At 33.2% G+C, this 23,780-nt stretch carries 26 protein-coding genes; 17 read left to right on the forward strand and 9 right to left on the reverse strand.

The genetic code is table 11. The features are described 5' to 3' along the window. The first annotated feature begins 2 nt into the window (after positions 1–2). From AAFN75_RS09425 to AAFN75_RS09500, 16 genes are all read left to right on the forward strand, one after another. Positions 3–1,202, forward strand: coding sequence for an efflux RND transporter periplasmic adaptor subunit (locus AAFN75_RS09425; protein ID WP_411806109.1), 1,200 nt, complete (start codon positions 3–5; stop codon positions 1,200–1,202). Positions 1,203–1,205: 3 nt separating this feature from the next. Next, positions 1,206–1,622 carry a Fur family transcriptional regulator gene (locus AAFN75_RS09430; protein WP_179354342.1) on the forward strand — a complete coding sequence of 139 codons (417 nt, stop codon included), beginning with the start codon at positions 1,206–1,208 and terminating at the stop codon, positions 1,620–1,622. Between the two features lie 153 nt (positions 1,623–1,775). After that, on the forward strand, positions 1,776–2,270 hold the full coding sequence (locus tag AAFN75_RS09435; RefSeq protein WP_226543850.1) for a methyltransferase family protein: 495 nt from the start codon (positions 1,776–1,778) through the stop codon (positions 2,268–2,270). A 31-nt stretch (positions 2,271–2,301) separates the two neighbouring features. After that, positions 2,302–4,254 (forward strand): heavy metal translocating P-type ATPase, encoded by a 1,953-nt coding sequence (locus AAFN75_RS09440; protein WP_411809279.1) that lies wholly within the window; start codon positions 2,302–2,304, stop codon positions 4,252–4,254. 461 nt (positions 4,255–4,715) lie between these two features. Beyond that, the gene (locus AAFN75_RS09445) at positions 4,716–6,512 is read left to right on the forward strand and encodes a ParB/RepB/Spo0J family partition protein (RefSeq protein WP_411806110.1); all 1,797 of its coding nucleotides are present in this window, start codon (positions 4,716–4,718) and stop codon (positions 6,510–6,512) included. 266 nt (positions 6,513–6,778) lie between these two features. Then, complete coding sequence (locus AAFN75_RS09450) at positions 6,779–6,940, forward strand: hypothetical protein (protein ID WP_179354344.1); 162 nt, start codon at positions 6,779–6,781, stop codon at positions 6,938–6,940. Between the two features lie 16 nt (positions 6,941–6,956). Continuing rightward, complete coding sequence (locus AAFN75_RS09455; protein ID WP_179354345.1) at positions 6,957–7,502, forward strand: hypothetical protein; 546 nt, start codon at positions 6,957–6,959, stop codon at positions 7,500–7,502. A gap of 625 nt (positions 7,503–8,127) precedes the next feature. Continuing rightward, positions 8,128–8,484: a single-stranded DNA-binding protein gene (locus AAFN75_RS09460; protein WP_226543858.1), complete on the forward strand. Its 357-nt coding sequence runs from the start codon at positions 8,128–8,130 to the stop codon at positions 8,482–8,484. A 78-nt stretch (positions 8,485–8,562) separates the two neighbouring features. Next, positions 8,563–8,943 carry a DUF6876 family protein gene (locus tag AAFN75_RS09465; protein ID WP_173587382.1) on the forward strand — a complete coding sequence of 127 codons (381 nt, stop codon included), beginning with the start codon at positions 8,563–8,565 and terminating at the stop codon, positions 8,941–8,943. A gap of 35 nt (positions 8,944–8,978) precedes the next feature. Then, entirely contained in the window at positions 8,979–9,152 is a 174-nt protein-coding gene (locus AAFN75_RS09470; RefSeq protein ID WP_226543859.1) for a hypothetical protein, read from the forward strand. 399 nt (positions 9,153–9,551) lie between these two features. Further along, on the forward strand, positions 9,552–9,947 hold the full coding sequence (locus AAFN75_RS09475) for a BfmA/BtgA family mobilization protein (RefSeq protein ID WP_226543860.1): 396 nt from the start codon (positions 9,552–9,554) through the stop codon (positions 9,945–9,947). 4 nt (positions 9,948–9,951) lie between these two features. Next, positions 9,952–10,980, forward strand: coding sequence for a MobB family relaxase (gene mobB, locus AAFN75_RS09480; RefSeq protein ID WP_226543861.1), 1,029 nt, complete (start codon positions 9,952–9,954; stop codon positions 10,978–10,980). A 1-nt stretch (position 10,981) separates the two neighbouring features. Next, on the forward strand, positions 10,982–12,574 hold the full coding sequence (locus AAFN75_RS09485) for a type IV secretory system conjugative DNA transfer family protein (RefSeq protein ID WP_411806111.1): 1,593 nt from the start codon (positions 10,982–10,984) through the stop codon (positions 12,572–12,574). A gap of 97 nt (positions 12,575–12,671) precedes the next feature. After that, complete coding sequence (locus AAFN75_RS09490) at positions 12,672–13,223, forward strand: DUF4062 domain-containing protein (RefSeq protein ID WP_411806112.1); 552 nt, start codon at positions 12,672–12,674, stop codon at positions 13,221–13,223. Further along, positions 13,210–14,721: an RNA-binding domain-containing protein gene (locus AAFN75_RS09495; RefSeq protein WP_411806113.1), complete on the forward strand. Its 1,512-nt coding sequence runs from the start codon at positions 13,210–13,212 to the stop codon at positions 14,719–14,721. The genes AAFN75_RS09490 and AAFN75_RS09495 overlap by 14 nt, the downstream gene beginning before the upstream one ends. 161 nt (positions 14,722–14,882) lie before the next feature. Next, positions 14,883–15,638, forward strand: a complete 756-nt coding sequence (locus tag AAFN75_RS09500; protein WP_411806114.1) for a DJ-1/PfpI family protein — start codon at positions 14,883–14,885, stop codon at positions 15,636–15,638. Positions 15,639–15,662: 24 nt separating this feature from the next. Here the strand turns inward: AAFN75_RS09500 and AAFN75_RS09505 are convergent, their stop codons facing one another. The 9 genes from AAFN75_RS09505 to AAFN75_RS09545 are packed head-to-tail and all read right to left on the reverse strand — an operon-like array spanning position 15,663 to position 22,884. Further along, a complete protein-coding gene (locus AAFN75_RS09505) occupies positions 15,663–16,028 on the reverse strand; it encodes a hypothetical protein (protein ID WP_411806115.1) in 366 nt (121 codons plus the stop codon). A gap of 7 nt (positions 16,029–16,035) precedes the next feature. Next, positions 16,036–16,866, reverse strand: coding sequence for a DUF4138 domain-containing protein (locus AAFN75_RS09510; RefSeq protein WP_411806116.1), 831 nt, complete (start codon positions 16,864–16,866; stop codon positions 16,036–16,038). Next, positions 16,863–17,792, reverse strand: a complete 930-nt coding sequence (gene traM / locus AAFN75_RS09515; protein ID WP_411806117.1) for a conjugative transposon protein TraM — start codon at positions 17,790–17,792, stop codon at positions 16,863–16,865. The genes AAFN75_RS09510 and traM overlap by 4 nt, the downstream gene beginning before the upstream one ends. Before the next feature lie 30 nt (positions 17,793–17,822). After that, on the reverse strand, positions 17,823–18,437 hold the full coding sequence (locus AAFN75_RS09520; protein WP_411806118.1) for a conjugal transfer protein TraK: 615 nt from the start codon (positions 18,435–18,437) through the stop codon (positions 17,823–17,825). A gap of 20 nt (positions 18,438–18,457) precedes the next feature. Then, positions 18,458–19,300, reverse strand: a complete 843-nt coding sequence (locus AAFN75_RS09525; RefSeq protein WP_147677800.1) for a hypothetical protein — start codon at positions 19,298–19,300, stop codon at positions 18,458–18,460. Positions 19,301–19,302: 2 nt separating this feature from the next. Next, the gene (locus AAFN75_RS09530; RefSeq protein WP_411806119.1) at positions 19,303–19,884 is read right to left on the reverse strand and encodes a conjugal transfer protein; all 582 of its coding nucleotides are present in this window, start codon (positions 19,882–19,884) and stop codon (positions 19,303–19,305) included. A gap of 4 nt (positions 19,885–19,888) precedes the next feature. Further along, positions 19,889–22,291 (reverse strand): TraG family conjugative transposon ATPase, encoded by a 2,403-nt coding sequence (locus AAFN75_RS09535; RefSeq protein WP_411806120.1) that lies wholly within the window; start codon positions 22,289–22,291, stop codon positions 19,889–19,891. Next, the gene (locus tag AAFN75_RS09540; RefSeq protein WP_034043654.1) at positions 22,278–22,562 is read right to left on the reverse strand and encodes a hypothetical protein; all 285 of its coding nucleotides are present in this window, start codon (positions 22,560–22,562) and stop codon (positions 22,278–22,280) included. Before AAFN75_RS09540 ends, AAFN75_RS09535 begins: the two co-directional genes overlap by 14 nt. Before the next feature lie 34 nt (positions 22,563–22,596). Next, on the reverse strand, positions 22,597–22,884 hold the full coding sequence (locus AAFN75_RS09545; protein ID WP_299253268.1) for a hypothetical protein: 288 nt from the start codon (positions 22,882–22,884) through the stop codon (positions 22,597–22,599). Between the two features lie 175 nt (positions 22,885–23,059). On the opposite strand from AAFN75_RS09545, the gene AAFN75_RS09550 reads away from it, so the two are divergent. Continuing rightward, positions 23,060–23,713 (forward strand): N-acetylmuramoyl-L-alanine amidase family protein, encoded by a 654-nt coding sequence (locus AAFN75_RS09550; RefSeq protein WP_411806121.1) that lies wholly within the window; start codon positions 23,060–23,062, stop codon positions 23,711–23,713. Positions 23,714–23,780 lie beyond the last annotated feature (67 nt).

A 23,780-nucleotide genomic window follows, 5' to 3' on the forward strand; every position in this document is an offset into this window, starting at 1 on the left:
AAATGAAAAACACACGATATATAATCTTAGCACTACTAACAGTTTTAGTTGTTGCTTGTGGAAATAAAGAAAGCCACAAAGAAGGCGATGGTCATGCTCACAATGAAGATGCAAAGCCAGAAGCTGAAGAAGCTCATAGTGATGAAGAAGAAGTGATGCTATCACAGAAACAGTTTGATGCCTTAAAAATGAAAACAGACACCTTAGCATTGCGTAATATGAGCGGTTATGTAGAAGCTAATGGCACATTGGAAGTACCACCACAAAACGAAGCGGCTATTACGTCTGTTGTTGGTGCAAATGTGGTATCTATAAAAGTAATTGAAGGCGATAAAGTTAATAAAGGTCAAGTAGTTGCCTATCTATCACATCCTAATATTATAAAAATGCAGACTGATTATTTGAATGCTTTTAGCAACAGTAATTTTTTAAAGAAGAACTATGAACGTCAACAAAAATTATATGATGCAGGAGTTGGCTCTGGTGCAAATTTTCAAAAAGCAGAAGCGGAATATGATGCCTCTAAAGCGATGGTAAATGGATTGGAAGCGCAATTAAGACTATTAAACATAAACACGTCATCAGTACGAAATGGGACAATTGCTCAAAGCATATCATTAAGAAGTCCAATAGAAGGTTTTGTACAAAAAGTTGAAGTTAAAATAGGACAATATGTAGAACCACAAACTGAACTTTTTGAAATTGTAAACACGCATCACGTTCACGCAGATTTAATGGTGTTCGAAAAAGACGTTTATAAAGTAAAGAAAGGTCAAAAAGTGATATTCAATTTACAATCTAATACAGACGAAGAGCTCACGGCAGAAATCTATTCGGTAAGTAAAACTTTTGAAGATAATCCCAAAGCCCTTCACGTACACGCTGAAATTGAAAACAAAAAAGGTAATTTAATTCCAGGAATGTATATACAAGGTAAAATTCAAGCTGAGAATGCAGAAACAAATGCACTACCAGAAAGTGCTATTATAAAAGAAGGCGATAGATTTTATGTTTTTTCCGTAGAAAGAGAAAATGAAGATTGGAGTTTTAAGCCCGTTGAAGTGCTTTTAGGAGCAAAAGATGAAGATTGGATTGCTGTTCAATTTACTGAAGAGCAAGATAAAACCACGAAATTTGCTTATAATAATGCATATTATTTAATTGCTGAAATGAAAAAAGGAGAAGCAGAACACGAACATTAAATTATGAAAACAATAGAACAATTTTTAGAGTCAAAAAACATACGAGTAACGGCAATGCGTTTATTAATTTATAAGTTCCTTGCAGAAAAACAAGTTGCAGTTACATTGAGCGATATAGAAAATGCCTTTGAGAAAGCAGATAGAACAACGTTGTACAGAACCATTAAAACATTTGAAGAAAAAGCTATCGTTCATCAAATAGACGATGGCACAGGAATTAATAAATATGCTTTGTGTGAAAAGGGTTGTAATTGCGAGATTGAAACCGATTTGCATTTGCATTTTCATTGTAATAACTGTAATGAAACCATTTGTTTAACAGAACATAAAATCCCTCAAATTAAAGTGCCTGACGGTTTTGTTTCAGAAAATGTAAACTTGGTAGTAAAAGGGATTTGTGATAAGTGTAGTGGTCAATAAATGCACTTCCATTGCATAGATATTTAAAGCATTTTTGTTGTAAATAATCAAAATAAAAAATCGATGTTGCTATTTAGTTTTCAAGTCGTTTACTTTTTGCTCGTATTTGTCGTAAGGTCATTGTTGTTAAAAAGTAAAACAGGCATTAATCCATTGACCTTTAATAAAGCTGATGATGCTCATGGTTTTAATGGAAAGGTATTTACTGCTATAACGTTTATTGAGTTGATTATTGTTGGTATTTACGCTTTTAAGATTGAGTGGTATAAATACTTACTTCCTTTTTGGTATATAGAAAATGAAATTTTATCTATAATTGGTTGGGGATTTTTAATTATTTCTCTAATCGTAGTTTGGATTGCTCAATCACATATGGCTAATTCGTGGAGAATTGGAATTGATGAAAAAAATAAGACAAAACTTGTAACTAAAGGATTATTTTCAATTTCCAGAAACCCAATCTTTCTAGGAATTATGATTGCGAATATGGGATTGTTTTTGGTCATTCCAAATGCTTTTACACTATTGATAATTTCATTATCAACTATAAGTATAAATACACAAATTAGGTTAGAAGAAGAATTTTTGAAAAGAGAGTTTGGAAAGGATTATTTTGAGTATGCAAAAAAAGTGAGAAGGTGGATATAAACAATTTTAAATTTGAAGTATTAAATTAATGATGAAAAAAAAGAAACTTAACTTAAAAGATATCAAACCAAATTCTGAAAAAGAACACAGTCACGATGATGGTCACGACCATAGTGGTCAAACCAATAATTTTAAAGCGTATATACCTGCTATAATTAGTTTTACAATGCTAATTATTGGCATTGCTTTAGATTATTTTAATGTTGCATTTTTTAATGATTGGTTACGAATTGGATGGTATGGTATAGCATATTTACCAGTAGGATTCCCTGTTGTAAAAGAAGGCTGGGAAAGTATCAAAAAAGGCGACGTTTTCACAGAGTTTTTCTTGATGTCAATAGCCACAATTGGTGCATTTATTATTGGCGAATATCCTGAAGGCGTTGCAGTAATGTTGTTTTATGCAGTTGGCGAATTATTTCAAAACGCAGCAGTCAACAGAGCGAAATCTAACATTAAGGCATTGCTCGACGTAAGACCAAATGAGGCTTTAGTTTATCGCAATGATGATTACACTTCTGTAAGTCCAGAAATGGTTGAAATTGGAGAAAAAGTTCAAGTGCGCGTGGGAGAAAAAGTTCCCTTGGATGGTATTCTACTTTCCGAAAAAGGTTCATTTAACACAGCGGCTTTGACTGGAGAAAGCAAACCTGATACGATTGCAAAAGGCGAAAAAGTATTTGCAGGCAGTATTAATATGGATGGTGTTATAGAAATTGAAACCACAAAAGAATTTAAGGATAGTTCAATTGCTCGAATTCTCGATATGGTACAGAATGCCACAGCGAGAAAATCTAAAACCGAATTGTTCATTAGAAAATTTGCACGAGTTTATACACCTATCGTGGTGTTTTTGGCTATTGCTGTTACATTTTTACCATACTTTTTTGTAGATGATTATGTGTTTAGAGATTGGTTGTATCGTGCCTTAATATTTTTGGTTATATCCTGTCCTTGTGCTTTGGTAATATCCATTCCGTTGGGTTACTTCGGCGGATTAGGAGCAGCTTCAAAAAATGGAATTTTGTTCAAAGGAGCTTCGTTTTTAGATGCAATGACCAAAATTAACACGTTGGTAATGGATAAAACTGGAACTGTTACCAAAGGCGTTTTTAAAATCAAAGAAGTAAAGGCTATTGGTTGGAAAGAATCTGATTTTATGAAGTACTTAATGGCTATAGAAGAACAATCCACACATCCTATCGCAAAGGCCATAATGGAGTATAAGGAAGACGGAGAAGATTTTGAAGCTAAAGACGTTTCTGAAATCGCAGGTAAAGGTTTAAAAGGGATTGTAAATGGTAAAACAATTTTAGTTGGAAACAAAGCCTTAATGCTTGCCAATAATATAGATGTTCCAACTGAAACTGATTCTATTGTAGAATCCATAGTATTAGTAGCAATAGATAATAAGTTCGCTGGTTATGTTGTGATAGCAGACGAATTAAAAGAGGATGCAAAAGAAACAATTACAGCATTGCACAAAGTAGGTATTAAAAACATTATGATGCTCTCAGGCGATAAAGATTCTATTACCCAACAAGTAGCAAGAGAGTTAGGAATTGAAAATGCCAAAGGAGGTTTGCTACCAGAAGATAAATTAAATGAAGTTGAAATTTTAAAACAGAACACTAATAATAAGATTGCTTTTATTGGAGATGGGATTAATGACGCACCAGTTTTAGCAGCAAGCGATGTAGGAATCGCAATGGGCGGATTAGGTAGTGATGTAGCGATTGAAACAGCAGATGTTATTATTCAAACTGACCAACCTTCAAAAGTGGTCAGAGCAATTAAAATAGGTCGTTCCACCCGAAAAATAGTTTGGCAAAACATTGGTTTAGCATTTGGAGTAAAAGTAATAGTTCTGATTTTGGGAGCAGGTGGTTTGGCTACAATGTGGGAAGCGGTATTTGCTGATGTAGGTGTAGCTTTATTAGCCATTTTGAATGCTGTGAGGTTGCAGAAGATGCAATGGAAATAATAAAATTAATAAATTAGAATATATTTTTATATGTTTAATTCTAACCCCTGCTTTTGCAGGGGTTATTTAGTTTGAATAATACTGAAATAAGCTCACTCAGCACATTTCCTTTAATTCCGTTGCTCTACATTACAGGAAAAGAGCTTCACTAAAAAACTCTTGGACACAATTCCAAAGTTTTAGATTTCCACTTCGCTAGATCCTGTCTAATCCCGAAACTTCGGGAGCAGGAAAACTACATTCCCAATATAAAACCTTGAAATAGCGTCCGCTTAAAAGAGGGAGAGATATCTATATCAATATTGGTACAAAGATAAACTCGCAAAATATTATCATCAAAAGACTACGGCATAAAGCCAACGCTTCGCCCACAACTCATTTATTCCGTTTCCTTTTGAGCAGAAATTTTGTCTTCCGTTTGGGTTCTGCAAAAATATTGTTTAATCTAAAATTTAAGTATTATGACAACAACAGCAAGTATTACAAGTAAAAACGGAAAGGCAAAAACCATCGTTAAAAATGAGGTCAAAAAGAAATTGACACAAAGCGCCATTGGACTTCAAGTTCAAGAGCTCAGTATTGGAAGGATTATCCCAGACCCAATGCAACCAAGAAAAACCTTTAACGAAGAAGCTCTCAGGCAACTGTCTGAAAGCATCCAAGAACACGGTGTCCTACAACCAATTACAGTCCGGAAATCTGGAAAAGATTACATCATTGTAATGGGAGAGCGTAGGTTTCGCGCAAGCAAATTGGCGAAAAAGAAAACAATTCCGAGTATCATAAGAGAATACAATAATAATGATGTTCTGGAAATTCAAATTATCGAAAATCTACAAAGACAAGATGTCGAGCCTACTGAAGAAGCTGAAGCGATTGCATACCTAAGCAAAAAATATGCGCCAACTGAGATTTCAAAACGGTTGGGAAGAACAGAAAACTTTGTTAGGCAACGTTTAAAATTGGCAGGTCTAATTGAAGGATTTAAAGTATTTGTCCGTAATGGCGAAATGACTATTTCATTAGGAGTAGGTGTGGCACTTTTCGAGCCAGAGGAACAGCAAATGATGCTGGAAACAATGGGAGAGGATTTTAATGCACATCAAATTAATCAGATGATTAAAAACCAGACTTACGATTTGGAAAAAGCACCTTTTGATGTAAATGATGAAAAATTAATTACCAAAGTTGGTGCATGTACAACATGTCCATTCAACGCAGCAAATCAAGGCAATTTGTTTGGCGATGGTAAAATGGTGTGTACAAAATCAGCTTGTTATGAAACGAAGAAAAGTAAGTCGTTTTTAAACCTGATTGAGAAATCGAAAAAAGAGAATGTGTTGTTGATTCCTGAAATTCGCAAATACTGGGCAAATGACGAAAGTAACCAATTCATTATATCGCAATTGGAACAAAACGGATTGAAAGTTTACCTTCTGGATGATGTTGAAATAATCGAAGAGCCAATTGAGCCTACAATAGAAGCAATTAAGACAGAATACCAACATTACGACTATTCTGAAGCCGAACTGAAAGCTGAACTTGAAGAAGCGGTTGATAATTACAAGGAAGAATTGGAAACACACAATTCCGCAAAAGAAAATGGGTTTGTTGATGGCATCATGTTTCATCCAAAAACGTATGTTCATAAAGACGTTTTTGTGAAGGTAATAGAAGATTCAAAAACTGAAAATTCTACATATTCAGAACCGTTGGCAAATAGAAAAATGGCAGAGTGTTCGCCAGAAGAGCAAATCGTTAAAATCAACGAAAGAGAAACTCGTAAGAGGCATATCGAGCATAATAAGCAATTTGAGGACATGGTTCAGATGATTCGTCAAACCGATTATATTGAAAAGAAGAAAGCGCTTTCGGTAGATGAGATGGTGGCTTTCTCATTAACGGTATTTGAAAATAATTTGGACTATGTAGGTCGACAAAAACACTTTTCAAAATTATTAGGCAACACATCCAAGATGACTGATGTGGAAACTGTCGAGAATTTCAAAAAGAATTTCAAAAAGGAAACCTTTTATAAGTTGATTCGGTACATTCTTACCAAGCAAGTACATTTTGGCGAAAGCAATCACGTTAATAACCTGACAAACATTTCATTCTACAATGCGATGCAAGGGAATTATAAAACCAAAATTGCCAATATTGAAAAGGAATATGTAGAAGAGAGAAACAAGCGTGAAACACGTTTGAAAGAGCGAATAGGAAATCTTGAAAAGAAAATTCAGGAATTAAACGATTAGCTTTTGTTGTTGGAAGTAAGGGTCAGCATTCGTGCTGGCTCTTATTTTTTTATATAGCACTTCATAGAAAAGGGTTATAAATTAAGTAGAAAGTATTCAATCAATATCAGCGCAAAGGTAAACTCGTAAAATACACCCATCAAAAGACTACGGCATAAAGCCTGCGCATCATCCAACGCTTATTTATTCCGTTTCCTTTTGAGCTGTGATTTTAGCTTCCGTTTAGGTACTGCTCAAATATTGTTTAATCAAAAAATCTTAGAATTATGAAACAAGTGTCCGAAAAACCCGACATGACATTACAAGAAGCAGAAGAACATTATCAATTAAGTAGTGAAAATTACGATGTCGATAGTGGAGAAAGTCATTTAGCTTATTACAGAGAAAAGCATCCTGTGAATTATCAAGTATTATTAGATAGCGTTTAATTTAAAATCTTACATCATGGAAAATTTAAAAGTAGTTCAGTTCGATTTCGGTTTTGAATGTAAGCCGATATCAGCAAAAGAAAAAGTAGTAAAACCAACTAAAAAGGATAAGAGTGATTTCGTTTTCGATTTTATGGATTGTCTTGCAAGTCCAATTATTGTTTTTAAATCCGCATGGCAAGACACCATACCAAAAGACATACTTGGAAGGATAAAATTATCAAGAATCATTTGCTCAATGACACATGAAAAAATGGCATCACTTACAGAGGCTTTAGCTTACATAATGCCAAGAACTTATGAAGCACCTATGCAAACAGAATGGGTAAATATTTATACATGGCTAGGGCTTCAATATGCAATGCAGTCTAGAAACAATGGACAATTAGAAGCTATGACTGAAATAGCACCAAAAGAACTGTCTGATTATGAAATGGGTATGTTGAATAATCTTAGAAAATGGATTTACGATAAACGACGAAAAGCTCTAAAAGACATTTTGAAAAAGAATAAAGTGTCAAAAGAAGATGGTATTCTAGATATTCAAGAGAAACTATTTTAAAAATAAATATTCAATTTACGAGGGGAATTTATTTTACTATCCCATTCAGCACATTTCCTTCCATTCCGTAAAAACTACATTCCAGAAAAAGAGCTTCATTATCAAAGTCTTGGACATAATCCACACTTTTGACTTTCCATTCCGTTAATCCTTTCCGCTTCTCTGGAAAGGAACACTTCATTCCTAGTAAAAAGCGTGAATCAAGTCCGCCAATTAAGGAAAAATGTATTTGCATTTTGTTCCACTTCCTATGATATTGTATTTCACAGCGACTTTAGAATCACTTCCGTAATCCAACACCGTCATACCTTTTTTTGACAGCAAAATAACAACATTCAGCTTTGAACGACAGCATAACCAGGCTCGTGCCTCGCACTTTTTATATGTCTAAACAAAGCTGAATATCGAAAGCACTAAGCAACAAAAAGAAGGTAACAGCGTCGGCTCTATGGGAAGTAAATCTAAAATGAATCTTATGAAATCTTACAAAATCAATAAAAAGGAAGCGGAACAAAAGTTAAAAAAACAAAAAAAGGAAAACGCTCTGGATATAATAAGTAAATCAATAACAAAGCCTTTCTGAATGGTTCAGATTGGTAAATATTAATCTTTAAATTTTTTAATTATGAGTACTCTAAGAAACAAAGTACAGTTAATTGGCAACGTAGGAAACGAGCCAGAAATCACAAACCTTGAAAGCGGAAAGAAAGTTGCAAAATTTTCAATCGCAACCAATGAATCGTATAAGGATTCTAATGGAGAAAAAGTGACAAACACCCAATGGCACAATATTGTAGCATGGGGAAAAATTGCCGAAATCGTAGAAAAGTATGTAGGCAAGGGAAAAGAAGTAGCACTAGAGGGAAAATTGACTTCACGCTCTTATGAAACTAAAGAGGGAGAAAAAAGATACGTTACCGAAGTGGTCGTAGATGAAATTCTTCTTTTAGGAATTAAAGGCGAGGATAACGCTACGGAATAATTGAAAATTAAAAGAGAGCGTTCCTATCCAAAAGATGCGCTCTCTTTTTCATTATTAATCTTATTAAATAGAATTACAATGAATGATAAAGTTAACAAAATAAAAGCCGATTTGCAACATTTTTGTGGTACAGAAATGTTCTTTAAAATTCCATTAATTGGAACTCGTTTTACAGATGGATTAAAATATTTAGCCAACGAAGCGGAATGCTTTTGGTTGATTACAGATGCATCCGTAATTGCAAAAAGTTTATCGAACAGAAGTGAATTTATTACCATCGATTTTAAACGACTTTCTGAAAAGGAACAGTTTGAAAAGCAATGCGAAGCCATCATTAATTATAGCGATGGAAATGATAAAATTTTTGAAACGCACCGATATAATGTAACCGATTTTCCTTTGGATGAATTGCGATTATTTTTTGTAAATAATACGCTGATGCTTCCAAGTGAATATTGAATTTTTGAGATATGATTTATATTAAATTTCAAGATTTGAGTTCGGAAAAGCAAGAGGAACTTTTAAAAGTTTCAAGAGAACACGTTACATATCTTTATGGAGATTCCATTAAAAAGTATGTTGACGAAACTGGCGCAGATTATGATAGCCTGATAGACGAAGAAATGATTAAAAATTTATACACTTATAGTTATGTTTTTAACATTTAGAAGATTTATAATTGAATTATTAACCCTGGACCTCTAATTATTTAGAGGTCTTTTTTTGTCATGTTATTTTATATTCTGCAACAAAAAGAGCTATTCCTTAAAGATACATTTAAACTTCAAGAATAACACTCTTAAAAAATCGAATTACAATTAGCAATCGTTAAAAAGCCATTACATTTTTGGATGAAATGGTATTTTTTTTGTCCAGCGAGCTGGACGAAAAGGAATAGCAAGAGGGTAACACGCTAGCGCGATGTTATATATATTGATTTGATATTCAATTCATTGAATATCAGTTGTTTATTGTGATTTTGAACACTTATTTGGATAGCTCTATTCCAAAAGTTTATTGAAAACCATGCGAAATGCACCAGAAACATTGAAAAAGTTTATTGAAAAATGAAAGTTAAGAACAAATATGAATACGATTATGCGGCAATCAATTTAAAGCGTAATGTGGTAAAACGCTTTCGTAAACTATCGCGAAAGTTTGCCAAACAACAATCGGAAACTTTGGATGCAATGGTCGATTTTTTTGAATGGCACGGGTTCTCGCCATTTGATAAAAAAGAACCAAGTCTTTTAATTGAATTATTAAAGAATCGTAAACGTACTGAAGCAGTAATTGCCATTATAAAAGACATTGAAAAGAACCATGATAAACCGACAACTGCAATGTTGCAATCTTTATTTATGGAGTTTGAACCAAAGAAAGAAAAATTGATTTTAGAGAAAGAGGTCAAAGAGAAGGAAGTACTATTTGTAGAAAAAAATGATTCAAATAATCAATTATAATATTATGTATATCACAATTACAGCTCAAAAATTAGGAGGAGATTATTCACAAAGTTCTGCGGATTTTGCTGAGTATCTGGAGAAGGAAAATCAAGGTTTGGAGCAAGAAGATGTGGAGCATTTTTTTAATCAATATGGAGATGAAATTGATGCCAAAGACGTGGTCAAAGAAATCGATGGCAATACTGCAAAACTCAAAAAGAAAGAACCTAAATTTTATTCAATTACAGTTAGTCCTAGTAAATATGAATTGAGAAAATTACAGAATAATTCTGAAGATTTAAAGAAATATACCAGAGCCATAATGAACGATTATGCAACGTCCTTCAATCGAGAAATTAATGGTAAACCGATAACCGTTGACGACATAAAATATTATGCGAAAATTGAGCATCAAAGAACATTCAAAGGCACAGATAAACAGGTTAAAGAAAACCAACCTTTTGCTACTAAAATACTGCAACTAAAAACTGATATTCGAAAAATAGAGAATCATCAATTAGATGGAAATATTAAAAAAATGAAATCCCAAATAATTAAACTTGAAGCCGAAGCACCACACCAACAAAATGGAAAACGAATTGTTCAAGGGATGAAAAAAGCGGGTAATCAAAGTCATATTCATATTATCGTGAGTCGAAAGGATGCATCAAATTCTGTGAGTTTATCGCCAGGATCTAAATACAAAGCTTCAGAAGTTACGATGAATGGAAAATTAGTAAAACGTGGATTCGACAGAGATGCATTTTTTACAAAAGCAGAAAGCACGTTTGATAAAACTTTTGGCTATAAACGCAACTATGCAGAATCCTATAAATCGAAGAAAGATTTTATTAAAAATCCAAAGCTGTACTTCACAACATTGTTAGGATTGCCTGCAAGTGAAAAAGCAGTTGCTTTTAAAATGCTTGCTAAATCTGGAGTACCCATTGCAAGTATTCCAACAAATCAAGTCCAAATAGCGCTTAAAACCATAAGGTATTTAAAACGTGGTGTGGACATAGCAATTAAATCAGGTTCAATAGGTATATAAAATGGAAATACAAGGAATCACATTTACGATTGGGTTATTATTTGGAATGAGCTTAGTGTTCTCTAGTCTTTTCAAAATGACCCGATATGCTTTTTTTATAAATCTTATTTTAACTGTAATTTGCTTAGGACTACTTTTTAAATTAAGTCCTTATTTAATGCATTGGGTTATCCAGCTTCTATATATTGGTTGTCCGCTTTTGCTTATCAATACGGTGTTATATGTTTTTCTTCACAAGGAAAATGAAATTTTGGATTCCAATGATAAACACCAAGTTCATTTTAAAGTAAAGCGTGGAAATTTCAAAATAAACAACATCAAACGAGGCGCTTCAATCATTGGTTCTGCAGGAAGCGGAAAAACAGAAAGCGTCGTTTTTAATTTTCTTCAGCATTTCAGCAAGCATAAATTTTCTGGTGTGATTCACGATTACAAGAATTTTGAAATCACAGAAATGGCATTTCCCTTATTTGAAAAAAACGAGATTGATTTCAAAGTGATTTCATTCGATAATATTCATAATCGAGTGAATCCAATTGCACCAAGATATATGACCAATGAAGAAAGCGTAAATGAGGTTGCAAGAGTACTTATAGAAAACTTATTAGAACAAAGAGAGTCCGGAAGTATAGGAACAACAAAATTTTTCAATGATGCAGCAGAAGGCTTAATTGGAGGATTGATTTGGAAGTTAAGAACCTCACATCCGCAATATTGTACATTGCCACACTTAATAGCTGTTTACCAATATCTCAATACTTCAAGTCTAATTGCATTTTTGAGTAAGAATACAACATCGAGAGCGATGGCTGATGCTTTTATTAGTGGTAAGGATTCGGACAGACAAACGGCTGGTGTAAAAAGCACTTTGGCCAATGCGCTCAAAAAAATAAGTACTCAACGTATTTTTATGACCTTATCCGCAGATGATGTTCCATTAGATATAAATAGTCAGGAACAACCTTTAGTAATTTCAGTAGTCAATAATCCGAAATACGAGACTGCCTATTCGCCAATTATAGCAACTATTATTCACACGATTACAAAGCAAATGAGTGTGAGAAATTCTAATGCTTCGTTTTTATTGATGGAAGAAGCACCAACGATTAGATTGTTGAATATGCATAGAATTCCTGCCACATTACGTAGTTATGATATCGCCACGATTTACGTGATGCAAGACAAAATCCAAAACGATATGATGTACGGAGATAAAGCGAGTAAAGCAATTTTAAGTAATTTATCGTATCAATTCTTCGGAAAGGTAAACGATCCAGACACCGCAAAATATTACGAACGCTTTTTTGAAATCGTAAAGAAAGAAACCACAAGTGTTAATCGTGGTTATAATCTTAATTTTGATACGCGAGTTACTACAGGAGAGCGTGAAGTTGCTAAAATTAGAGCAGACGTATTTTTCAGATTAAAAGAAGGCGAGTTTATTACATTTGCTGATGGTAAGGATAGAAAAGTACAATTTAAACTTCCTAAAATAGAAAAGCGATTACCAACCAAAATCCATGAGTATTCTGATGCCGATTTACAGGCTAATTTTGATAGGGTTTATAAAGAAGTTAAGTCGATATTTAAATAAAGTGTTTCAATACATTTTGAAAATTACATTTATTATCTTTAGAGTTTAATTAAGTTGAAATGAAGTTTATTATATGTTAGAACAACCGTTAAAGGTCATGTTATCCTCAACAGTACATCACTTTAAACCCGAAATTGAACAAATTTTTGGGACATTAAAAGGTTATGGGTATAACGTTATTTGCTCTCATATGGGTACTGTTTATAATATACCTGGAAAATCGCCAACAGAATCTTGCTTAAAAGCAGTTGAAGAATGCGATTTCTTTTTCGGCATTATACTTCCACATTATGGTTCTGGAATAACGCATTTAGAATTTCAAAGAGCCATAGAATTAGATAAACCGCGAGGGTTTCTTGCACATAGTTCAGTTACCTTTGCGCGTCAACTATTAAAACAATTTATGTATGATGAAGATGGAAAACGAAATGATTTCAAATTAGAGAAGAAAACGCCAGTAATGGATGATTTAAGGGTTATTGATATGTATAATGAGGCAATTGGAGATGGAGAATCTATGGAAAAACGATTGTGGGCGCACGAGTTTCATAAATACGCAAGGGATGGCGCATCATTTGTAGCGAGTCAATTTGAGAATAGACCCAGACTTATTAACGATTTAAATGCTTTGAAGAATGACAAGAAATAAGGAAATAAAAGACATTCTTAAAGAAGGCGAAACTAATGCCATAGAATTTAAGATTAACGCCAATAAAAAATCTATTGGTAATTCAATATGTGCGCTTTTGAATTCTGAAGGTGGTCGCATTTTAGTTGGTATTTCAGACGAAGCAAAAATCAAAGGTGTTGAAAATCCTGAACAAGTTAGTGAGGATTTAAAAAAGCATCTTATTGAGGAAATAGTTCCGGACACACCAATAGATATTTCAATTGAATATATTGACGATAAAGCTGTTATTGTTCTAAAAGTTTCCGAAGGAAGTAAACAACCTTACATTTATGATGGGAATATCTATTATCGTCGAGGTTCTAATACGGTCAAAGCAACATCAAAAGAAATTTCAAAATTAATCCATCAAAGAGAAGTTGATGAACAACATTGGGAACGACAAGTTTTTTTGGGCTTTACTTGGAATGATTTAGACCATAAATTGATTGAGAATACTTTAATAGAATCAAAAGAAAATTATAGAAGTAGTTATCAAGGCACAAATTTACAAGAGTTTTTAAACCATTATGGATTAATGACTAATGGCTCATTCACTAATGCCTGTGTCATTCTATTTTCAAAAAACACTTCTAAATATCTTCCTCAATCAAGAGTGAGAATAACAGAATATGCAAATAGTAAAACAGATAATAGTTTAATAAGAGATGAGGTTTTAGAAGGCAATTTATTTGTTTTAAGAAATAAGCTCGAAAACTATATAGAAAATTTAGGTACAAAAAGTCATTTTGATGATAAACAATGGAAACGAATAGACTTCAGATATCCTGTCAAAGCGCTACAAGAAGGCATAATTAATGCTTTAATGCATAGAGATTATAGTAGTTACAATAGTCAATTAACTATTAGTATTTATCCAGATAAACTTGTAATTGCCAATAGTGGTAAATTACCTGAAGAATTAGCTGTGAGAGATTTAAAGAAGAATCATCGCTCTTTTCCTATTAATCCAGATATTGCTCATATTGTTTTTTTAAGAGGTTTAATTGATAAACTTGGTAGAGGAACTGTCAAGATAAATGAAGAATGTAAACTTGCTGGACTTAAATCACCAACTTGGAAACAAAGTAAAGGAGAAGTTATATTAACTTTCAATGGACCTTTAACTACATCTACCTCTAAAAGACATAAAGATTTAAAAGCTAATAATATTGATGCGACAAATGATGCAATAAGTGATGCAATAAATGATGCAATAAATGATGCGGTAAATGATGCAATAGATGATGCAACAAATGATGCAGTAAAAAGAAGACTTAAAGAAGAACTTAAATTGCTATATATAGAAGAAAGCCTTAGTTTAAGAAGCCTTCAAGATACTTTTGATGTTGGTAGAGCAACTATGCAAAGAGATATGGTTTTAATGAATGAAAATAAACTTATTGATTTTATAGGTGCAAATAAAACAAGAAAGTATATTATTAATGAAAAATTAATGAAGAAGTTGAAATCTCTTTAAACTTTTCAAAATCAAATTTTTATATTTTAATAAGTTAAAATTAATTTAGGTGGTCTAATAGGTGGTCTAATAGGTGGTCTAATAGGTGGTGTAATAGGTGGTCTAATAGGTGGTGTAATAAGTGTGAAATTTATTAGTAATATATTTCAAAACATAAATAAATGAGAAAATTTACAATCATAACAATATTGATTTTTACAACCATATTTTTGAGCTGTAATTCTGATAAATCAAAAATAAAAGCTGTAGAACAAAATAGCAATCAAACCGAAAAGGAAACAGATACACTAACAAAACATCTAAAGCCATTTAAAGCAGAATTACCAACAATCGGACTTTTGATGTACAACGGAGTTTTGCAAAGTGAAGTAATCGCAACTTCAGATGTTTTTGCGAAACCTACCGAAGATGGAAAACAAACCTTTAATGTTATCACGATAGCAGAAACTGAAAAACCAATTACAACTGAAGAAGGAATGCATTTTATTCCAGATTATACATTTGAAAATTGTCCAAAACTAACAGCGCTTTTTGTGCCAAGTGCCTACGATATGTATGCACAAGTTCACAATGATCAAATTGTAAACTTTATAAAAGAGAAAAATAAAGAAACCAAATATACCGTGAGTAATTGTGCTGGAGCGCAATTAATTGGAGAATCTGGAATTGCAGACGGACATAAAATTGTAACGTGGATTGGTGGTGGCGAACAATTACAAAAGGACTATCCCAATTTAAAAGTGCAAAACGACAGATTGGTAACTTTTGTAGAAGATGGAAAATTCAGTTCTTCAAATGGAAATTTAGCAAGTTATATATCCGCATTGAACTTGGTTGAAAAAATGACCAGTCCAGAACACAGAAAGTTTGTTGAAAGTTATCTGTATCTGGACAGGCTTCAGAATTGGAATAAATAGTGTAGTCTTATAGTTTTAAATAAATTAAAAAGGCGATTTATCCTTTGAGCCTCTGGCATCTGCCAGCCACTTACCATTTTGTTTAACCAGTTTAAAAAGCCCTGGTGTCTTATCGTAGGCGGTGGTATATTTTACCCAAGCTAAGTCGCCCATAATCGTATCCTGCAAAACAGTAAAGTTGGAATCATCCTTTACCGTAGCGTTGAACATATTTATAGTATTCATATAGTTGGAATATGCCTGTGGTGTCGAGTTGGCTTTCAAAGCTTTCTCATTCTTTTCATAAAAGCTTTCGATAACAATTTTAGCTGTGTCACTTGGTCCTGAAATCTTAGTTTCGGCACAAGAAAAGAACAGCAATACGAGTAAGCAAATGACGATTTTTTTCATAATATTATTAATTTGGGTTATTGATATATTTATGTGATATTTTCATTTGAATATTTCTTTCGCCATCTTTTTCGTTCAATTCTAAAATTACTCTGCGGTCATTGGATAATGAAAATTTTGGCATAATATAAATAAATCTTACCGTTTCATCTACCACAATTTTTGAAGGCAGGTTATGTTTGAAAATAGGCTCTAGATACAAACGTTGTAGCGATTTTCTTTTTCCTTTTTGTCGCGTTTCGATGGAAAGGTTCAAGAAATTCAAATCATAATCCAAAGTAGAATTATTTCTAATTTGAATAACGAAGTAAAGTTCGTCTTTATTAAAAACTATATTTTCAACTCTTAAGATAACACCACTATTACGTCTTGTATATCTTCCAAGATATTGTCTTCTATCAAGAAGATAAGAGCAAAATTTCTGGTAATAATACGTGTCATTATCAATACTTTTTTCAGCAATTTCGGTCTGAATTGAATCTGCTACTTTTGGTTTTTCATTCCCAATACTGTTAGATAATGGGATGAAATAATTGAGTTTTGAAAGCTGCTCTTTATACCTTACAATATACGAAAAAATTGAACCATTTCGGTTGATTACCAATAGATTACTTTCTTTTCCTGGTTGCGCTTGCAGTAAGCCGAAATATTGTTCTTTTTCACGATTATAAGTAAATACAAAATGTTCAGAACCTGTTATGCCTTGACGGATAGGTTCAGGAAAAAATAATGCGACGTTCTTACTGTCGTTTGCATAAATAGTGTCAAGTATTTCTGTTGTTTGTGCTTCAGCCAAAGCTGAAATCAACACAATTAATGTAAATAATATCGGTTTCATAATTTTGGTTTTAGAATAAGTTTATAATTGTTCAAAACAGTAACCTTTACATTTCGATTACTACGTCTGAGTACTTTTGTAATGCCACCAACTTGCGGAACTGTTGGTATATTAATATCGCCAATAACATCGTCCAGAACTTCATTGGTAGCTTCTGCTCTAAAGTTGTTTTGAACATAAATACCTTCACTACCATCTTGCAAATCAAAAGCTTTAAGCTTTGTTGGATGATGCTTTATATTTTCAATTTCAATCAAAGCACGATTAGGTTGAAAGCTGATAAAACCAAAAATAGGTGTGTTCTTTTGCATGAGTTTACCATTTATAGTTGCAGCTTTAGTTAGTCGCATTCTCAACCTGGTATTCGCCTTTACAATTTGGTCGCCATCTACAACCACATGAATAGTTGCATCTGTGTTGTCAATAATGGAAAGTTCATTAGGTTTGGGTGCAGCAGCAAAAAAAAGTTGATGTTCCAAGCCCATTTCTTGAGCTTGAGTTTTTATTTCTCTAAGAATTTCTGATGAATCAATTTCTATAGGTTTCTTCTTTTCGATTTTCTTTTGTCCGAAGTTTTGATATTTTTTATCGGAATATTTAATTTTTCCTGCATCGTAAATACTATCCACAATGCGTTTCTTTTCACGTTCCGGCAGATCTGGATCGTAGTAACCCAAAGAATCAATTAATTTTTCGTCATAGATGCTAGGTGCATTATTTTCGCGCACTTCTTTTAAATCATTAATAGCTTCGAGTTTAGAATCGTATTCCTTTTGGTTTTCTTCCAAATCAGGTATCAAAGTATGTTCAAGATTGTCGTTTTCATTGTCATCATCGCCCATTATAATTACTGAATAGGAAATAATGAATAAGAAAACAATAGCTATTACTGAAGCAAATACTATTTTGTTCTTTTGTATTTTCATGAGATTAATATTTTAGTGCCGATTATCGACTTAGTTTTCAATGTTTACTTTTTTTAGAGTGCTTTCAAAATAATTGGTAATCAAAAGCCCGTGTGGATTGTTGGGAAAGTTTCGGTCAACCATAATTAAGTTTCCGGTGGAAACTAATTCGTAGGTGTCTATTATTGTACCTCTATTTATTTCAAAAATGGTAGTTGTTGTAAAACTGAAAGTACCATTGCTTTCATTTATTTTAGAATCGCTGCCGAGGACTTTTTGAACTAAGGAAAATTGTAATAATCTATTATAAACACCATCTGCTTTTTTCTGGCGATAGAGATTATCCACAGAGCTATTACCCAACCAAAGTGCCTTTTTTAAGTTCTTTTCATAATTGCTTGCATCGATGTTGTAGAAATAATTGTGAAACAAATCTAAATGTGCTAATGCTTCAACCCTAAAATTTTCTTTTTGGCTCACGAGCTTCAGCGGAATAATGCTACCATCTGTATTAATGGCAAAAGCGCTATTCATCGCATTTTTATTCGTAGTAAATGCCATCCATACAGAAAAGCTACTGGATAGCAATGCACAAACGACAACTGCCAAAACGATAAATCGATTCAGTTTTAGGACGTTGTATATATTTTTATATGGTGTTTTCATATTTTTATTTTTAATCTGTCTTAGGCAGTAAATAATCTGAGTGTAAAAGATGTGGCTCGTTTATAAAGCTTGAATTTTAGGAACACGATAAATGCAACAGAACCTAATTGAACAACAGGCGCAAAAAAGCCTTGACCTGTGTCGGTTCCGAATAGGTTAACCCAAAAATTGGTGTTGATTTCCGTATAAATTGCGTTCACAAATACATTGACCAGAAAGAAAGCAGGTACAAGCATATACACAGCTGCATACAGCTTGAAAAATGTATAAGCAAGCGAACGAAACTTTTCAAAAACCGCCAAACTAATGACCAATGGGAAGAATGCTTGCATTATTCCTAAAAGGAAAAAGCGTTCGGCTAAGAATAGCGGATAGATAAACAAATCCAATATCCATAGTATCGTACTCAGGATAAACGCCAATATCTTGAAACCATATAATGGCGTTACCAATGCTTCATACAAAAGCGTCATTGCTGAACTTGCGGCATCAAAAAGACTTACATCTTCCTCTAAAGGTATGTCTTGCATTTGCAATGGTAATAACGCAGGTGCAGTCCCTCTATATTGTCCTTCAATGGCTACTAAAATACCATCGAAAAACCCTAACACTTGCGTTGAAAAAATGACCAAAAGCACAACTGCGAAATTCTTTGCAAGTTCACCAGGACTCAATCCCCAAGAATAACCATCCTTATCTGCAATGCCTTCATTATATTTTTTTAGGATATTGACTAGAAAAAACAAGACAGCGAGCGTTTTCATTCCTGCAATGGTGTATTGCGAGAAACTGCTGTTTTGTATGGTTTGGAAAACCGTGTCGATATATTCTAACCCAATTCCTAAAAAAATGGTTGCGGTCATTTTTAATAATTTGTTTCGCGATTATTGACTTTATCCTGCATTTTTCTGAAGGAAATAATATCCTTGTAGCGTTTCGTTTTTGTCTTGATATTGGAAACCATTTCCTTTGATTCCAATTCTTTTTCTTTTAGGATTTCTGCACGTTCGGCATCACTCATTTTTAGATTATCGCTGGATAAGATTTCGCCCATAAATTCAACGGTGTCCAATGAGTTTTGGACTATGATATCGAATGATTCTACAACCTTAGTAACTTCATCTGGTTTTATATAAGGCGAGTTCAAGATGTCTTGCAAATCATTTTGCATAACCTGAATAAGACGTTGATTGTTTTGTGCAATTTCCTCAACCGCTCTAAGCTGTTGCACTACACTCGAAACTTTTTCTATTGCTTCTTTTGCATCCTTTAAAAATTTCACAGACTTAATCATTTGAGCGGTCTGTTTACCAGATTCCACAAGTTGTTTTACCAAACTGATAAAATTGGTGTTGTCATAAGTTGGCATTCCTTGGCTTGTTGCCTTTGATGGAATTAATAGCATTAATGCTACTGCCATTACTAAAATTCTGATTTTGTTTTTCATAATATTACGTTTTAGATGTGAATTGAATTATTGCTTTTTGCATGTCATGATGCTCTTCATAGAACTTCATTATTTCTTCGTTTTCTTGTCCATCGGTTAAATAGGCTGCGTAAACTTCTTTAGGCACTTCAAGCCTAAAAATGTTGCTTTCCTTTCCGATTTTGATAAACATTTCGGTATACTTCCGTGGACCAGAAAGATTGTTTTTAATGGATTTTAATTGGTTTAAGTCGTGTCTAGATAGATTGAGTCTTTTAACCAGTTCTTCATAGCCTTTTTCATTATTGAGACTGTAAATGACTTGGGTATTCTCTAGAATGCTGGCAGATGTTGAATTATTCGGAAGTTGATTAATGGATTGCAGTATAATTCCAATAGCGCCATTTTGTTTACGAATAGCTTGATAATAGAATTCTACACTTTCCAGTACATTTTCAAACTTCAGTTGTTTAGCAAACTCATCGAAAAGGATGATGCCCTTTTCTGCTCTGTTTTTCCAAATAGTTCGTTGGATGGCAGACTTAATGAGCTTCAACATTACGGACAAAATTTCCTTATTGTCTTTTACTTCGTCTAGTTCAAAAACAATCAATCGTTTGTCTTCTATTTTATAGGTCTGGTCTTCGCTAACCTCAAATAGAAAACTATATAGACCATCGCCAACGTACTCAGACATCACATGCAAGAAGCTGGTAACATTAAAGTAGTCGGGATGGATTTTAAGGGTAGTCAGAAGATCTTTCTGATGCCTTCCTATAAAGTTGTAATAACCTTCCAAAGAATGATTTTCTGAAGTGCTATTGTAATAATGACGTAATATTTTCTTAACGGAAACCGATTGCGCTTTTGTTACTTTTAAATCTGAAGCAAACAATTCAAAAAGAAATACTGATAAATCCTCTAACCGTTCAGGTGTCAAATCTTTTACGTCACTAATGTAAAAAGGATTGATACCTAGGTTCTTTCCGCTTTCATATCGTAATACGGTATATTTTTCAGGATAGAGTTTGGCGAATTTGGTATAAGAACCACCTAAATCTATGATGACCAATCTTACACCACTTTCAAAATATTGGCGTAAAATGTTATTTGCCAAAAACGATTTGCCTTCGCCTGTTGGTGCGAAAATGGCAAAATTTCTAGCTTTGATGCGTTTCTTTTTTTCATCCCAAACATCCTTCAATACCGGAATGTTATGTTCTCTATCATTAAAGATGATTCCTGTTTTATCTGATTTATAGTTGGTATTATTAATGAATAAACAAAGCGCATGCTTTAAATCAGTTACGTATAAATCATTATTCGAGAAATTAGAAGAGAAACAACAGTAACTATTCAGTATATAATTTTTGCGTTCTTCGCCTCTTGGATAATAAGGAATGATATCTAATTCCTTGAATTCCGTTTTAATTTTGGAAGTTATTTTATCTAACTCTTTAACATCCTTAGACCAATACACAATATTAAGATGACCACGAATAATTCGTGAATTGTCATCTGCATTAATTTGGTCTAAAATGTGCTGAATTTTACCAAGAACCACCTTATTCTGTGAACCAAAATTGGAACTTTTATTAAGTTCTTCTATTTTCTTATCCAATAGCTTGCGCCATTTCTGTTTGTCATCCAAATAAAGAATCTGGTTAACAATATGGTTTTCATTAAGTGTAAGTCCTAGACCATCAATAAACCCTTGATGAAACACAAAATCGTCCGAAGTGAATTTCTCATTGGTTTTGCTACTTTGTGCGTTTTCGCCAAAGCATAATTCGCTGTTGATGGCAAGCGCATCAAAATGGTTTTCGCCAACATTGACGCTTTTCTTTTCTAGTAAAATATCGGTATCAAATCCTTCATTGAAACCATTGAAATAACTACTAGTTAATTGCTGAATATCTTCTGCGTTTAACGGAAGAAATTCTATTTTTCTACTGTTATTTATAAAGGAAACCGAATCATTTACAGAGTTAGCAAAGCTCTTAATGTTATCATCTAATTCTTGTACAATTCCCTTTGAAATTTTTCTGAACGGATTGACATATTTCGGATTGTTAAGTGCTTTGTTCTTGGTTAAGATGAAGAATAGATAACACTTATGCTCTATATGTCCACGACCTTTAAAATGCTCGTGTGTGGCTTTTTCCAAAAAAGTAGTGTTTGGAAGTTTTTCCGAAGAATAAGATTTTTTAAGGTAGATGTCTTGTTTGTGAACTACAGTACCAATTGGTAATGATTTCAAAGCTTGAAACCATGCACCATGCATATCCTCAAAATCCTTTTCGGACAAGGAATAGATTTCTGGAAGATTCCCTTCATAGCATAAGACCACATTGCCATTGTTGGCAAATACGATATGGTCTTGAATATCTACAATGGGTTGATATGCTGAAATATTAATCTTCTTCATAATCGAAACCTGAATTTCTTTTGTTACTAATGATTTGCGGAAAAGCTTTTGCCATCTGAAAAAGTTGTGGATCATTGGTTATGCGTGTCAAGGCAACATATAAAGCTGCATTGAAAATCAGAATGCTAATTATCATCACAAAGCTGAAAGAGAAAATGATGATTAATAATGATGCAAGAATTGAAACCATCATTAAGGCAAACAGGGAAATAGGCAATCCAAAAATGACTGCCCGTTTCCTAATGTTTTTATATACTTCGTATTTCTTCATATAGCTGCTCTAATAAAGCCCTCGATGAGGCTCATTATACTACGATAGTTATTAAGTAAGTGAAGATGCCTACCACAGCACCAGCAATTAGAACAAATACTAAAACACGAGTAATACCTTTTTTAAGGTCTGCGTTCTCGCCAAAGAAATGACCAGCATTAAATAGGAATCCAACAAGAAAGATGACACCTAGAATGATTGGGAAAATGGTTCTAATGGTATCTGAAACATCGTTTACAGAATCTTCAATACCACCAATTTGTGCAAAGCTTGACGCTGATGTCATCAAGAATGTGAATAAGATAAAAATTGATTTTTTCATAATTATTTGGTTTAGCCTTTCGAGGCAGTTTCTAATTTTATTTTGTGAAATCTATTACGAAATGAAGATGAAGGAAGAAAATCTCTAAATTTTAACGCTAATTGGTGTTAAACTTTTGAAGATTATTAAGGAAGTGATTGATTTCTTGAATATTGTGTAATCTAAAACGATTATTATGAGCACATTAAATCAAATTATAGTCTTACTATTCTGCCTAGTTTTTCTAAATCTATCTTATGCGCAGAATGGTAAAGACCAAGCAAGAAATCCTATTGTAATAATAGACCCTGGTCATGGCGGAACAGATGCTGGAGCAACAACCAGAAATGGTATAAAAGAAAAAGATATTGTTTTGGGTATTGCTTCTAAAATAGTGGTACTAAATAACAAGCTAGTTGAAAATCCTTTAATGTTATTTCTAACTAGATATACAGACACATTAATATCTCTAGGCGATAGAACGGAACTAACCAAAAGACTAAAAGCTGATATATTTATTTCAATTCATTGCAACCAAGCTATAAACAGAACAGCATCAGGAACAGAAGTTTTTATTCATCCGAAAAGCGAAGTGCAAGCGTCAGCGTCTGCGTATTTAGGTTTTACCATACAAAAAGGATTAGCCGATATACTTGGTATTAAAAACCGAGGTATAAAATATGGCAATTTTCAGGTGTTGCGGGATAATAACGATAGTAGCGCAACTGTTCTTTTAGAACTAGGTTTCTTATCTCAAACCGATGAGGCGATATATCTATCTAAAGAAGAGTCTCAAAGGGCTGTTGCATTGGTTATACTTCAATCGATTATTAAATTTTTGGGGTTATGAGTGAGTTATATTTGGAAGTAGTAAATGTTATAACAGAAATTTTAGTTGAATTATTAAAAAATTTAAA

The sequence above is a fragment of the Algibacter sp. AS12 genome (assembly GCF_046736315.1).
GTDB lineage: Bacteria > Bacteroidota > Bacteroidia > Flavobacteriales > Flavobacteriaceae > Algibacter_B > Algibacter_B amylolyticus.

Bases quoted from the DNA above. Each gene is read 5' to 3' on its own strand.
- AAFN75_RS09425 (WP_411806109.1), top strand. From the start codon at position 3: ATGAAAAACACACGATATATAATCTTAGCACTACTAACAGTTTTAGTT.
- AAFN75_RS09430 (WP_179354342.1), top strand. From the start codon at position 1,206: ATGAAAACAATAGAACAATTTTTAGAGTCAAAAAACATACGAGTAACG.
- AAFN75_RS09440 (WP_411809279.1), top strand. From the start codon at position 2,302: ATGAAAAAAAAGAAACTTAACTTAAAAGATATCAAACCAAATTCTGAA.
- AAFN75_RS09445 (WP_411806110.1), top strand. From the start codon at position 4,716: ATGACAACAACAGCAAGTATTACAAGTAAAAACGGAAAGGCAAAAACC.
- AAFN75_RS09450 (WP_179354344.1), top strand. From the start codon at position 6,779: ATGAAACAAGTGTCCGAAAAACCCGACATGACATTACAAGAAGCAGAA.
- AAFN75_RS09455 (WP_179354345.1), top strand. From the start codon at position 6,957: ATGGAAAATTTAAAAGTAGTTCAGTTCGATTTCGGTTTTGAATGTAAG.
- AAFN75_RS09460 (WP_226543858.1), top strand. From the start codon at position 8,128: ATGAGTACTCTAAGAAACAAAGTACAGTTAATTGGCAACGTAGGAAAC.
- AAFN75_RS09465 (WP_173587382.1), top strand. From the start codon at position 8,563: ATGAATGATAAAGTTAACAAAATAAAAGCCGATTTGCAACATTTTTGT.
- AAFN75_RS09475 (WP_226543860.1), top strand. From the start codon at position 9,552: ATGAAAGTTAAGAACAAATATGAATACGATTATGCGGCAATCAATTTA.
- mobB (WP_226543861.1), top strand. From the start codon at position 9,952: ATGTATATCACAATTACAGCTCAAAAATTAGGAGGAGATTATTCACAA.
- AAFN75_RS09485 (WP_411806111.1), top strand. From the start codon at position 10,982: ATGGAAATACAAGGAATCACATTTACGATTGGGTTATTATTTGGAATG.
- AAFN75_RS09490 (WP_411806112.1), top strand. From the start codon at position 12,672: ATGTTATCCTCAACAGTACATCACTTTAAACCCGAAATTGAACAAATT.
- AAFN75_RS09495 (WP_411806113.1), top strand. From the start codon at position 13,210: ATGACAAGAAATAAGGAAATAAAAGACATTCTTAAAGAAGGCGAAACT.
- AAFN75_RS09500 (WP_411806114.1), top strand. From the start codon at position 14,883: ATGAGAAAATTTACAATCATAACAATATTGATTTTTACAACCATATTT.
- AAFN75_RS09505 (WP_411806115.1), bottom strand. From the start codon at position 16,028: ATGAAAAAAATCGTCATTTGCTTACTCGTATTGCTGTTCTTTTCTTGT.
- AAFN75_RS09510 (WP_411806116.1), bottom strand. From the start codon at position 16,866: ATGAAACCGATATTATTTACATTAATTGTGTTGATTTCAGCTTTGGCT.
- traM (WP_411806117.1), bottom strand. From the start codon at position 17,792: ATGAAAATACAAAAGAACAAAATAGTATTTGCTTCAGTAATAGCTATT.
- AAFN75_RS09520 (WP_411806118.1), bottom strand. From the start codon at position 18,437: ATGAAAACACCATATAAAAATATATACAACGTCCTAAAACTGAATCGA.
- AAFN75_RS09525 (WP_147677800.1), bottom strand. From the start codon at position 19,300: ATGACCGCAACCATTTTTTTAGGAATTGGGTTAGAATATATCGACACG.
- AAFN75_RS09530 (WP_411806119.1), bottom strand. From the start codon at position 19,884: ATGAAAAACAAAATCAGAATTTTAGTAATGGCAGTAGCATTAATGCTA.
- AAFN75_RS09535 (WP_411806120.1), bottom strand. From the start codon at position 22,291: ATGAAGAAGATTAATATTTCAGCATATCAACCCATTGTAGATATTCAA.
- AAFN75_RS09540 (WP_034043654.1), bottom strand. From the start codon at position 22,562: ATGAAGAAATACGAAGTATATAAAAACATTAGGAAACGGGCAGTCATT.
- AAFN75_RS09545 (WP_299253268.1), bottom strand. From the start codon at position 22,884: ATGAAAAAATCAATTTTTATCTTATTCACATTCTTGATGACATCAGCG.
- AAFN75_RS09550 (WP_411806121.1), top strand. From the start codon at position 23,060: ATGAGCACATTAAATCAAATTATAGTCTTACTATTCTGCCTAGTTTTT.